This is a genomic window from Lactobacillus sp. W8093 (assembly GCF_016100925.1).
GTDB classification, from domain to species: Bacteria; Bacillota; Bacilli; order Lactobacillales; family Lactobacillaceae; genus Lactobacillus; species Lactobacillus helsingborgensis.
This window is the reverse complement of record NZ_JACFRL010000008.1, coordinates 14,834-27,860: the sequence shown is the minus strand read 5'-3', so window position 1 is coordinate 27,860 and position 13,027 is coordinate 14,834. Positions and strand designations below refer to the sequence as shown.

The following is a 13,027-nucleotide window of genomic DNA, read 5'->3' as shown; positions in this document are numbered from 1 at the left end:
TTGAAAAAGAGAAAAATTCCGATGAGAAAAGATCTGTTAACAGATACTATGCAACCAAAAAAAGAATTGGTGCGCATCGTAGTTGACAAAGAGAAAAATGTCTCGGTTGATCCAACTGGTAAGAAACCGGGTCGTGGAGCTTATGTTTCTCTAGATCCTGATCAAATAAAAAATGCTCAAGAAAAAGGACTTATTGAACGTAGTTTAGGAACTAAGATTCCAGCAGAATTTTATGACGAGCTATATTCATACGTTGATCATCAAAAAGCTAGAAAAGAATTGTTTGGTGATAATTAAATTTGCAAAATAGACAAAAAGCATTAAATTTGCTGGGATTAAGTCAAAAAGCTGGTAAATTAGTTTCCGGCTTTGAAGTTGTTTCAATGGGTGTTAAAGCCGCAAAAGTTAAACTGGTTATTCTCGCTCAAGACAGTCAAACTGACACAAGCAAGAAAATTACTAATTTGGCTCAAAAATATGAAGTTTCTGTTATTACAGAATTTAATAGTACGGAAATTTCACAAGCAATTGGTAAAAAACGTAAGGTTTTAGGAATAACTGACATCGGTTTCTGCAAAGCATTATTACAAAAAATTAATGAAGGAGTGTGATTTGATGACTAAAACAAGAATTTATGAATTGGCAAAAGAATTAGGCATCGATAATAAAACTGTCGTTAATAAAGCTAAAGAACTTGGTTTCGATGTTAAAAATCATATGTCATCACTTGAAGATTCACAGGTAAATCAAATAAAGGGTAGTTTCCGTAGCTCCGCTCCCGCGAAAAAGCAAGAAAAACCTGCAAAAAAGAGTAGTAAAATTAAAATTTCTGTTACCTCAATACGCAAAAATGAAAAAAAGCATGAAGAAAATAATGGCAACAGAAATAATAGAAGAAATAATCAGCATAGAGCAAATAACCGGACAAGGCAGGGGCAAGACCGCAATAAACAACGATCAAATCCTAGCCAAAAAGCCTCTAAGCCGGTCGCACAAGACCTGCTTAAACAACTAAAACAAAAACAGCGAGTTGAAGAAAATACGTTAAACCGTCAAACTGAAAAAGCTCAAAAATCTTATAGTAATGAGCAGAATAAAAAGACCAGCAATGAAGGCAGAAAAACTGTTTCAAAGCCCGAAAAAGAAAATAAAGTTGTCAAATCAGAAACTACCACTCCTAAAGTGACAGGTCCTAAGATTATCAAACCTTCTCCAGCAAGAATGAAGAAGCAGCAAGATAATAATACTGTTCATAAAGAGAAAGTATTAGATACTACTGCAGCTCCTGAACCAGCAAAAGAAGAAAAGCGTCGTGGTAATGGTCATGGTCGCAATTCTGGTAAACCTGGCAGAAAGGGTAGAAATCAAGCTTATGGTGCAAATAATTATACTAAGCACCAAGAAAAACATAAGCGTAAGAATAAGAAAAAGCAGTTTGAACAAGTTCCTAAAAAGCAGCCTACGCAAAGAAAAGAACGTCCTTTACCAGAAACATTAGTTTATGAAGTAGGGATGAATGCCCAAGATCTAGGAAAGATATTGCACCGGGAACCAGCTGAAATAGTTAAAAAACTATTTATGTTGGGAGTGATGACAAATCAAAATCAATCACTTGATAAAGATGCGATTGAATTAGTAGCAGCTGAATACAATATTAATGCAAAAGAAAAAGTTCATGAAGATATTTCAGATATTGATACTCTTTATGATAAGAGAATGGCTGCTTCTAAGGAATCTAAGCACCAGATCAAACGTCCACCTGTAGTTACGATTATGGGTCACGTTGATCACGGTAAGACTACTTTACTTGATCGTTTGCGTCATACGCACGTCTCTGCACATGAAGCAGGTGGTATCACTCAAAAAATTGGTGCTTATCAAGTAAGAGTTGATAACCAACCTATTACATTTTTAGATACTCCAGGACATGCTGCATTCTCGAACATGCGTGAACGTGGTGCTGAAATAACTGATATTGTGGTATTGGTTGTTGCAGCTGATGACGGTGTAATGCCACAAACTATTGAAGCAATTGATCACGCTAAAAGTGCCAAGGTGCCAATTATTGTTGCAATCAACAAGATGGATGTTCCTGGGGCTAATCCAGAGCACGTCACTGAACAGTTGATGAAATACAATTTAATTCCTGAAAGTTATGGTGGAGACACTATTTTTGTCAATATTTCTGCTAAAACAGGTGAAAATGTTGATGAATTGCTGCAAATGATCTTATTGCAAGCCGACGTTATGGAATTGCAAGCCGATCCTAAACAAAAAGCAATCGGAACAGTTATTGAAGCACGACTTTCTCGTGGCCGGGGGCCTGTTGCCGACCTTCTGGTTCAACAAGGAACTCTAAAAGTAGGTGATCCTATTGTTGTTGGTAATCGCTTTGGTCGTGTCAGAGTGATGACTAATGATCGCGGACGCCAAGTTGAAAAAGCTACTCCTTCAATGCCAGTAGAAATTACTGGTTTGAACGATGTGCCTGAATCAGCTGATAAAATTGTAGTCTTTGACGATGAAAAGACGGCAAGAAGTGTCGGTGAGCAAAGGGCACAACAGGCATTGCAACAATCCCGTGAAAATGTACAGCATGTTACCCTTGATAATTTGTTTGACACCATGAAGAAAGAAAACATGAAAGAAGTTGACGTTGTCTTAAAGGCTGACGTACAAGGTTCAGCTGAAGCATTGCAACAGTCACTTGAAAAGATCGAAGTTGAAGGTGTTCGTGTTAATATTATTCATGCCGGCGTTGGTGCGGTTAACGAATCAGATGTTACTTTAGCAGGTGCCTCAAATGCGTTCATCATCGGCTTTAACGTCAGACCTACAGCTACTGCCAAGTCACAAGCAGAAGCCGATGGCGTTGATATTCGTCTTTACAGTATAATTTATAAAGCTATTGATGATGTCAAGGCTGCCATGAAGGGTATGCTTGAGCCAACTTATGAAGATAAGGTTGTCGGTAATTTAACAGTACGCGAGACTTGGAAGGTTTCTAAAGTAGGAACAATTGCCGGTGCTTTTGTGGACTCAGGCTATGTTTCTAAAGATTCTACAGTTAACCTAATTCGTGATGGTGTAGTTATCTATACTGGTAAAGTGGCTTCTCTAAAACGGTTTAAAGATGATGCCAAAGTTGTCAAACAAGGTTTTGACTGTGGTCTAACCATCGAGAACTATAATGATATTAAAATTGGTGATGAATTAGAAGCGGTTGAAAAGCAGGAAGTTAAACCTGAGTAAGATTAACTAGGAGGAAAAACATGAAACACAGAATTGGTCGTGTTGAAGGAGAAATCCTCCGTGAATTAACGAAAATTTTGCGCAAAAATATTCGTGATCCACGAGTTAATGATGTTACAATCACAGCGGTTGAATGTACTAATGATCTGTCTTACGCTACCGTCTACTACAGCATTCTTACAGAAGATTCTAAAAAAGAAGAAGAAGCTGCTGCCGGATTGAATAAGGCTAAAGGAATGATGAGACACCTTTTAGGTCAAGTCCTAACTGTTTACAAAGTTCCGGAGCTGATTTTTAAAAGAGATAATTCGGTTAAATATGGTAGTAAAATTGATCAATTGATCGCTGAAGTAAAAAAGCAGGATGCAAATCGTAATAAGTAAGAAAAGCGCTGTTGGGCGCTTTTTTCATGGTTAAGGTAAACATAATGATAAACGGTATTTTAGTGATAGATAAAGATCAGGGCATGACGAGTGCAGATGTTGTCTATCATTTACGCAAGGTGTTGCACATTAAAAAAATTGGTCATGCTGGGACTCTTGATCCAGATGTCACAGGTGTATTGCCCATTGCAATTGGCCAGGCTACAAAATTAATTGAACTAATGCATCAACAAAATAAAAAATATGTTGGGCAAGGAATTTTAGGATTTTCTACTGATAGTTGTGACACTAGTGGGAAAATATTAAGCTCTCAGAAACTCACTCAAAAAATTGCGGCAACGGAAATTAAAAAAGCAATGCAGGAATTTATCGGAGAAATCGAGCAAGTGCCGCCAATCTACTCTGCGGTGAGAGTGAATGGGAAACATCTCTATGAATATGCCAGAGCCGGCATAAGTGTTGAGCGACCTAAGAGAAAAGTGCATATCACTAATTATGAACTTGAACGTGAACCATTTTTTGATGACGAAAAAGGACAAGAAACTTTTAGTTTTCAAATAGAATGTAGTAAGGGTACGTATGTAAGGTCATTAGTTAATGATCTGGGAACTAAGCTGGGTGTACCAGCAGTGATGAAGACTTTAAGACGTACAGCAAGTTCGGGTTTTGATTTGGAGCAGGCAGTTAAATTGTCTACAATAATTGAGCATCCTGAACACGTCACTGAATTTATTCAGCCATTAGATGCTTTTTTCAAGGACTATAGTCACTCTGATCTCGGTGAAACGGATTGGACTAAGGTCAAAAATGGCGCTGCTATTTCCTTGAAAACGAATGCAAAAAAGGTGGCATTACGGTACAATAATAGCGTTAAGGCAATTTATCAGAAAGATGGTACCATGTATCGCCCTTATTTAATGCTTTTACAAAATGAATAAGTGAATGAAGGTCTTATTATGGAAATAATCCATTTAACATATCCCATTAAGAAAAATATCTTCCCCCAGAAAATAGTTCTTGCTTTGGGTTTTTTCGACGGCGTTCATCGGGGACACCAAGAAATAATAGAAGCTGCTAAAAAAAAGGCACAAGCAAAACATTTACCTCTTGTTGTGATGACGTTTGATCGCCACCCCAAAGAAATTTATCAAAATAAAAACGTTACCTACATTGATACCTTGTCGGAAAAGGCATATAAAATGCAAAAGCTTAATGTCGATTATTTATTAGTAATGCACTTTAATAACGCATTTTGCCAGCTGACGCCACAAGAATTTGTGGACGAAATCATTGTTAAATTGCGCACTGATACTGTCGTTGCCGGCTTTGACTATACCTATGGGCCCAAAAATATAGCCAATATGAAAAACTTCCCTGAATTTGCTCAAGGCAGATTTGCTATAGTTGATGTCCCGAAACAGTCTTATGACGGAGAAAAAATTGGTTCAACAGAAATAAAAAAAGCGATCAGTGCTGGAGAAATGGAATTAGCAGCTAAATTGTTAGGTTTTCCTTATCTAATGTCTGGCTATATTGGACATGGGCTGCGCAATGGTCATAAATTAGGCTATCCAACGGCAAATTTAATTTGGAAGCCCAAAAAAGTAGTCCCTAAAGTAGGAGTTTATGCCACCAAAACTAAGATTAGAGGGAAATGGTATGACTCTATGACAAGTGTTGGTTATAATGTCACTATCAATGATGGTCAAAAACTATATATTGAATCAAATTTATTTGGTTTTGATCAAGAAGCTTATGATGAGGAAATGCTAATTAAATGGTATAAGTATACCCGTGGCGAAATTAAGTTTGATAGTTTGAAGGAATTAAAAGAGCAGATGAGTCAGGACGAGTCAGAAATTAAAAATTATTTTGCAAATCATAAGTAATTATATTATCAGACTTAAAAGATAACGGTTTTTAATAAAAAAGTTAGCACTCAGCTTGACATTCTGCTAAAAGCTAGTATCATAATAATTGTTAGCACCTGAGAAGATTGAGTGCTAAAAGTGAGGGCGATATTTATGTTGACCGAACGTCAAGAATTAATTTTAAAAACAATTATCAATGATTTCACGCAGACACATGATCCTGTTGGTTCAAAAACAGTCATGAATCAGTTGCCAATTAAAGTTTCGAGCGCAACAATTCGCAATGAAATGGCAGTTTTAGAAGAAAAGGGCTTAATCGAAAAAACCCATTTGTCAAGTGGTCGTGTTCCTTCTACTGAAGGGTACAGGTACTACCTTGATAAATTGGTAGAGCCCTTACAAATATCTTCTTCTGTTTATAAGAGAATCATTAATCAGCTAGATCAGCCATTTCATCAGGTAAATGACATTGTGCAGGAAGCTGCCAAAATTTTGTCTGATTTAACTAATTACACTGCTTTTGCGGAAGGACCTGAAAATAGTGATTTAACTATTTCTGGGTTTAGGATAGTCCCGCTTTTTAGTAGACAAATAATGGCCATTCTAGCAACTAGTGACGGTGATGTTCATAATCAAGTCTATACATTACCATATAATGTTCATGGTGATGAGATTGAACGTGCCGTTCGAATGATTAACGATGAATTGGCAGGTAAAACTTTAAGCGAAGTGACACCTGAATTTCTGGAACAAACTTTAGGTAAAAAACTTAAAGTTAGTCATGTTGCCGAATTAATTGAATTGGTAAAAGATGTTATTAGTGATGCTGCTAGTGAGCAAATGTACGTTGATGGTCAGATTAATTTGCTCAATAATATTTCTTTAAGCGATGTTTCTAATTTACGTTCATTATATGAGTTGATTGAGCACAATGATTTGATTTCAAGTATTTTGAATAGTGAAACAAGTTTAAAAAGTGATAGGTACCCAGTAAAAGTAAGTTTAGGCTCTGAACTTTCAAATGACTTGTTAAAAGATTACAGTCTGCTTACAGCTGAGTACAGTGTCGGCTCACATGGCAAAGGCATAATAGCTTTACTTGGACCTGATAACATGCCATATTCACAAGTAATAGGACTCCTTGAATACTTTAGAAACGAGTTAGCAAAAAAGTTGCTTGAATATTATGGTAGATTTAAATAAAGGAGGTTAGCCTTGAGTAAGGAAGAAAAAACCAAAAAAGACGTAGATGAAAATCAACGTCATTCTGAAAAAACCCAGTCACCAAAAACAGATTCAAAATCTGAGGCTAACAAGAAAACGAAGCCTGAAACTTCAGAAACAAAAATTAAAGAAAAATTGACTAAGTTACAGGCGGAAAAAGATGATCTTGAAGATAAGTTCTTGCGCAGTCAAGCAGAAATGCAAAATATGCAAAACCGTTATAATAACGAGAGAGCGCAGCTTATTAAATATGAATCACAGTCTTTAGCCAAAGATGTTCTGCCAGCAATGGACAATTTAGAAAGAGCTTTAGCTACCAAAGTTGATGACGAAGCATCAAAGCAACTTAAAAAGGGTGTACAAATGACCCTTGATTCACTGGTTAAAGCGATGAAAGATCACGGAATTAGTGAAATTACAGCTGAAGGTGTAAAATTTGATCCTAATTTACACCAAGCTGTTCAAACAGTTGCGGCTGAAAATGACGATCAAAAAGATCATGTTGTGCGAGTTTTGCAAAAAGGTTATTTATACAAAGATCGTACTTTAAGACCAGCAATGGTTGTTGTAGCACAATAATTGAAAGGAAGCATATCAATGTCAAAAGTTATCGGAATTGACCTCGGAACTACCAACTCAGCGGTTGCTGTTCTTGAGGGTAAGGAACCAAAAATTATTACTAACCCAGAAGGAAATCGGACAACTCCTTCAGTAGTAGCTTTCAAGGATGGAGAAATTCAAGTCGGTGAAGTTGCTAAGAGACAAGCAATTACCAATCCTAATACTATTTCTTCAATTAAGCGCCACATGGGTGAAGCTGATTATAAGGTAAAGATTGGAGATAAAGCGTACACTCCGCAAGAAATTTCAGCAATGATCTTGCAGTATATCAAGAAATTCTCCGAGGATTATTTAGGTGAAAAAGTAACAGAAGCCGTTATTACAGTTCCTGCATACTTTAATGACGCCCAACGTCAAGCTACTAAGGATGCTGGTAAAATTGCTGGCCTTGATGTTAAGAGAATCATTAACGAACCTACTGCATCTTCCCTTGCTTATGGTCTTGACAAAGATGCTGAAGACGAAAAAGTTTTAGTTTACGACCTTGGTGGTGGTACTTTTGATGTTTCCGTTTTGCAATTAGGTGACGGTGTATTCCAAGTTCTTTCAACTAATGGTGATACTCACCTTGGTGGTGACGACTTCGATAACAAGATTATTGATTGGTTGATTAAGAACTTTAAAGATGAAAACGGTGTTGACCTTTCTAAAGATAAAATGGCTTTACAAAGGTTAAAGGATGCTGCTGAAAAGGCTAAGAAAGATCTTTCTGGTGTATCTTCAACTCATATTTCATTACCATTCATTTCTGCTGGCGAATCTGGTCCATTACACCTAGAAGCTGACTTAACTAGGGCAAAATTTGATGAATTAACTTCTGACTTAGTTGATAAGACTAAGATTCCGTTTGACAATGCGTTAAAAGATGCTGAATTAACAGTTAATGATATTGACAAGGTTATTTTAAACGGTGGTTCTACTCGTATTCCTGCTGTGCAAGAAGCTGTTAAGAAGTGGGCTGGTAAAGAACCTGATCACTCAATTAACCCAGACGAAGCTGTTGCTTTAGGTGCTGCTATTCAAGGTGGCGTCATTTCTGGTGACGTTAAGGACGTTGTTTTACTTGATGTAACTCCTCTTTCACTTGGTATTGAAACTATGGGTGGTGTATTTACCAAGTTAATTGAGAAGAACACGACAATCCCAACCTCCAAGAGTCAAATCTTCTCTACTGCTGCTGATAATCAACCAGCTGTTGACGTGCACGTATTGCAGGGTGAGCGTCCAATGGCTGCTGATGACAAGACTTTAGGTCGTTTCGAATTAACTGATATTCCAGCAGCTCCTCGTGGTGTGCCACAAATTCAAGTTACTTTTGATATTGACAAGAACGGTATCGTTAATGTTTCTGCTAAGGATATGGGAACCGGTAAAGAACAAAAGATTACCATCAAGAGTTCATCCGGTTTATCTGATGAAGAAATTAAGAAGATGCAAAAAGAAGCTGAAGAACATGCTGAAGAGGATAAGAAGAAGAAAGAAGAAGTTGACTTACGTAACGAAGTTGACCAATTAATCTTCTCCACTGAAAAGACTCTCAAAGATGTTAAAGGTAAAGTATCTGATGACGACACCAAGAAAGTACAAGACGCAGTTGATGCTTTGAAGAAGGCACAAAAAGACAACAATTTGGATGAAATGAAGTCTAAGAAGGATGAATTATCCAAAGTTGCTCAAGACCTAGCAGTCAAATTGTACCAAGCTAATGGTGGGGCTCAAGGTGCACAAGGTCAAGCCGGACCACAAAATCCTGGTTCACAAGATGGCAATTCAGGTAGCGGTTCCGCAGGCGAAGGCGAGTTTCATAAGGTAGACCCAGATAAGTAAAGGGTTTATAATTGAATAAATTAGAAAAGAACTGCCAAGAAAAGTAGTTCTTTTCTTTTGTAAAGTTAAGGAGCTTATAGATGGCACAAGAAGATTACTATAGCGTGCTTGGTGTTGATCGTAATGCCAGTGATAAAGAAATTACCTCTGCTTATCGTAAACTTGCCAAAAAATATCACCCCGATTTAAATCACGAACCGGGTGCGGAAGAAAAATATAAAGAGGTTAATGAAGCCTACGAAGTCTTACACGATAAACAAAAGAAAGCCCAATATGATCAATTTGGTTCTGCAGGAGTCAATGGTCAAGGCGGCTTTGGTGGTGCGGGCCAAGGATATGGTGATTTTGGCGGCTTCGGCGACTTTGGTGATATTTTTAATGATTTCTTCGGTGGTGCAACAGGATCTAACCAGCGTCGTGCTAATCCAACAGCACCAACACGTGGTGAAGATTTAGACTATACTCTGACAATTGATTTCATGGATGCTATTACCGGCAAAAAGACGCAGGTTTCTTACACTCGCAGTGAAACTTGCCCAACTTGCAAAGGGAATGGGGCAGAAAAAGGCACACACCCAATAACTTGCGATAAGTGTAATGGTAGTGGCTATATGACTGTTACGCAGAAGTCGATGCTAGGTGTAATTCGGCGTCAAACTGTATGTGATAAGTGTCATGGTCGAGGTGTAATTATTGAACATCCTTGTCAAACCTGTCATGGTAATGGTGTAATTGATGGTAAAAATACCATTGAAGTTAATATTCCCGCTGGAATTGATAACGGTCAGCAGTTACGTTATGATGGCCAAGGCGAAGCTGGTAAAAATGGTGGTCCTTATGGCGATCTTTATATCAGCTACCGCATTAAACCTTCAAAAGAATTCGAACGTAAAGGAACGACAATTTATACTACAGTGCCAATTTCATTTGCCCAGGCAACATTAGGTGATGAAATAAATGTCAAAACTGTCCATGGGAATAAAAAGTTAAAAATTCCTGCTGGTACTCAGCCAAATAAAGAATTTACTTTGCATGGCGAAGGTGTTCCTTATTTGCGCGGTAGTGGTAATGGCGATCAAATTACTACTGTTCAGGTACAAATACCAAAATCAATTAACGAAAAACAAAAGCAGGCTTTAGTTGAATTTGTTAAAGCTGGAGGAGGCTCAATTACCCCTCAGGAAAAAGGCTTTTTTGAAAGATTAAAAGAAAAATTACAGTAATAAGAAAGCAGTACTAAAATTTTTAGTACTGCTTTTTATTTTTCAAATATATAATTGAATTTAATATTTTACGCGCTATAATGTAATAAATATTTAATAATATGTTAATATTGTAGGCAATAACAATAAAATTAAGCAACTTAATAAAAACGAATATTTTAAATTCAATTCTAATAGTATCTTTAATCGTAATCTATGGTTGTGGAACTGCATTCAGCTCATACGTTATTAAGTTCGCTTATAATAGCCTGAGTAAAAGTCATTTCTTTCAATTTTTATACTTTATTTTGGTTAGTCTAATTACGGGATTAGTTGCCTTTATAATTAATTCTGTGGCTACGTGGCTTTATAGTAGACAGCTGCAACAATATATTGGCTTGATTAGAGATAATCTCGTTAAGCATTATTACCACAGTAAATCTGTTTCTACAGCAGCAATGGTAAATAATTTAAATAATAATTTGCAGCTATTAACAGATCAATATGCTAATCAAGTTTTGCGTATACTTAGTTCCCTTTTTGTAATGATTACTTCGACAATTGCTTTAGTCATGTTTCATTGGTCGATAGCTGTTTTAGTAGTTACTTTGGTCATTATCACTTTATTAGTGCCCAAACTAACGCATAAAGCTCTAACGAAAGCAACCAAAAAAATTTCTGAACAAAATAAAAAATATTTAAATACCATTTTTCAGTGGTTTAACGGTCTGGCAGAATTAAGAAGGTACCTGGCATTTGATGCCTTTAGTCATTATTTGACAAAAAAGGGGACAGATTTGGAGCAATCTTATGTTGACAGGCAAAAAGTCATGGGACTGGCTCAATTTATTAATGGGTGCGCAAATTCTTTTTCTCAAGTAGCAGTGACATTTCTAGCAACAATTTTATTTTTCGCTAAAATTGTTTCTTTCGGTACTATTATTGCTGCAGGAACTTTTGCATCTAGTATCTTTAATTCAGCTTTGACTATCACTACCGCATTAACAAGAATGCAGTCAACTAAGAATATCAATCAACAACTAAATGAACTGCAAAGAGAAATTCCAAGCACATATTCAAATGAAGCAAATTTTTCTGTAATAAAAACTAGAAGTTTAAAGTATAAATATCAAAATAATAGAGAAATTTCCTATCCTGACATGACTATCAAGAAGGGCGAGAAGATTCTATTGCAGGGTAGAAGTGGTTCTGGTAAATCAACTTTATTCAAACTGCTTTTGGCAGAATTAAAGCCTACCAGTGGACAAATATATTTTTGTGATAAAAAGGGTAATAAGGTTAAAGTTGACCGCAGTCAGATAAGTTATCTAGCACAAGACAATTTCTTATTTCCAGTATCGATCAAAGAGAATATTACCATGTTCAATAGTAAATTGAATAAGGTTGTTGAAAAATATGTAAAATCAGTTCAACTCGAGTCGGATGTAGCTGGTTTTCAAGCTGGTCTGGAAACAATAGTTGATGTTGACAAAGACAACCTTTCGGGAGGCCAAAGACAAAAGATTGTATTAGCGCGTAATGAGATTCAAAACAAGCCTATAATCTTGGCCGATGAATCCACTAGTGCCATTGATGAAAATGCAACAAACAAAATAATTAGTAATCTTTTGAATAGTAACCAAACTATTATAGTTATTGCTCATAATCTTACTAAAGATACTAAAAAATTGTTTGATAGAGTGATAAATATTGACCCTAATCGAGGTGAGGGTAATTATGACCTTTAAAGGATTGTATGCTACTAATAAAACTAGAATGATAGTCATTTTGCTATTAGAATTTACTACTTCCGGCTTAGTTATTGGTACAAGTTATATCGGAACGTATATCTTTTCTTTTATCCGCAGAAGGATGGTAAATGAGTTTTTGTTGTTTTGTCTAATCGTATTATTTTTATATTTTACAAGTTATTTGGGTATGAATTTGTGTCAATACTTAATTGAAAAGCAAATTCAACAATATAATCATCAAGTAAGAGCGGAAATTGTTGCCCATTTTTTCAACGATTACGTCCATCATAGTCCAAATAAGGTCCAAAATATACTAACGAATGACCTTAATATAATTAAGTCTTCTTCTTTGAGCATTTATACCGATATTCCCTATTATGCTGCGCAAATTCTTTTTGTTATTTTGGCACTCTGGTCATTTCATTGGAGCCTTTTAATAATAGTACTATTTTTAGGCAGCCTAAATTTATTGCTTCCCCGTCTATTACGAAAGCCCTTACGCAAAGCTGTGCAAAATTTATCTTTGGCTAACGCGTCATATTTAAATACCGCAGAAAATTGGTTAGATGGCTTAGCTGAATTGCAAAATTTTATGGCTGGAAAAAAACTTTCAACTGTAATGACAGGAGCTTCAAAGAAACTAGAAAAAGCAAATGTTAATCGAACAAAAACTGCGCAATTTTTATCTGTTGTGAATAAGGCAAGTTCAGTTTTGTTAAATTTTGTACTACTTGTTAGCGCTGCTTTGTTAATTACTCGTAAAATAATTCCTTTTGGTGTGATCATCACCGTCGAAAATTTTAGTGCAAATTTGTTAGAAGCATTGCAAAGCCTTACAAATGAGGTTGGACAAATATCTTCTGCTGGTCAATTAAATCAGAAAGTTGCAAAATAGC

12 protein-coding genes are annotated in these 13,027 nt (G+C 36.2%); all 12 read left to right on the top strand.

All coding sequences use genetic code 11. The annotated features are described in order from the left end of the window. On the top strand, nt 1-297 hold the full coding sequence (gene rnpM / locus H3T47_RS06595) for an RNase P modulator RnpM (protein ID WP_109918474.1): 297 nt from the start codon (nt 1-3) through the stop codon (nt 295-297). Nucleotides 298-299: 2 nt separating this feature from the next. Then, the gene (locus tag H3T47_RS06590; protein ID WP_046327224.1) at nt 300-611 is read left to right on the top strand and encodes a ribosomal L7Ae/L30e/S12e/Gadd45 family protein; all 312 of its coding nucleotides are present in this window, start codon (nt 300-302) and stop codon (nt 609-611) included. A 4-nt stretch (nt 612-615) separates the two neighbouring features. Further along, on the top strand, nt 616-3,252 hold the full coding sequence (infB, locus tag H3T47_RS06585; protein WP_199282943.1) for a translation initiation factor IF-2: 2,637 nt from the start codon (nt 616-618) through the stop codon (nt 3,250-3,252). Between the two features lie 20 nt (nt 3,253-3,272). Continuing rightward, the gene (locus H3T47_RS06580; RefSeq protein ID WP_038522947.1) at nt 3,273-3,635 is read left to right on the top strand and encodes a ribosome-binding factor A; all 363 of its coding nucleotides are present in this window, start codon (nt 3,273-3,275) and stop codon (nt 3,633-3,635) included. A gap of 44 nt (nt 3,636-3,679) precedes the next feature. Beyond that, nucleotides 3,680-4,573 (top strand): tRNA pseudouridine(55) synthase TruB, encoded by an 894-nt coding sequence (gene truB, locus H3T47_RS06575; RefSeq protein ID WP_199282942.1) that lies wholly within the window; start codon nt 3,680-3,682, stop codon nt 4,571-4,573. 18 nt (nt 4,574-4,591) lie between these two features. Then, nucleotides 4,592-5,524, top strand: coding sequence for a riboflavin biosynthesis protein RibF (ribF, locus tag H3T47_RS06570; RefSeq protein ID WP_199282941.1), 933 nt, complete (start codon nt 4,592-4,594; stop codon nt 5,522-5,524). 135 nt (nt 5,525-5,659) lie between these two features. Continuing rightward, nucleotides 5,660-6,709, top strand: coding sequence for a heat-inducible transcriptional repressor HrcA (gene hrcA, locus H3T47_RS06565; RefSeq protein ID WP_199282940.1), 1,050 nt, complete (start codon nt 5,660-5,662; stop codon nt 6,707-6,709). 12 nt (nt 6,710-6,721) lie between these two features. Then, on the top strand, nt 6,722-7,309 hold the full coding sequence (grpE, locus tag H3T47_RS06560) for a nucleotide exchange factor GrpE (RefSeq protein WP_046327221.1): 588 nt from the start codon (nt 6,722-6,724) through the stop codon (nt 7,307-7,309). 18 nt (nt 7,310-7,327) lie between these two features. Continuing rightward, nucleotides 7,328-9,178, top strand: coding sequence for a molecular chaperone DnaK (dnaK, locus tag H3T47_RS06555; RefSeq protein ID WP_199282939.1), 1,851 nt, complete (start codon nt 7,328-7,330; stop codon nt 9,176-9,178). A gap of 80 nt (nt 9,179-9,258) precedes the next feature. Then, nucleotides 9,259-10,401, top strand: coding sequence for a molecular chaperone DnaJ (dnaJ, locus tag H3T47_RS06550; protein WP_199282938.1), 1,143 nt, complete (start codon nt 9,259-9,261; stop codon nt 10,399-10,401). Nucleotides 10,402-10,520: 119 nt separating this feature from the next. Then, on the top strand, nt 10,521-12,128 hold the full coding sequence (locus tag H3T47_RS09420; RefSeq protein WP_370567583.1) for an ATP-binding cassette domain-containing protein: 1,608 nt from the start codon (nt 10,521-10,523) through the stop codon (nt 12,126-12,128). Next, complete coding sequence (locus H3T47_RS09270) at nt 12,118-13,026, top strand: ABC transporter transmembrane domain-containing protein (RefSeq protein ID WP_370567581.1); 909 nt, start codon at nt 12,118-12,120, stop codon at nt 13,024-13,026. The genes H3T47_RS09420 and H3T47_RS09270 overlap by 11 nt, the downstream gene beginning before the upstream one ends. Nucleotide 13,027: the final 1 nt, after the last annotated feature.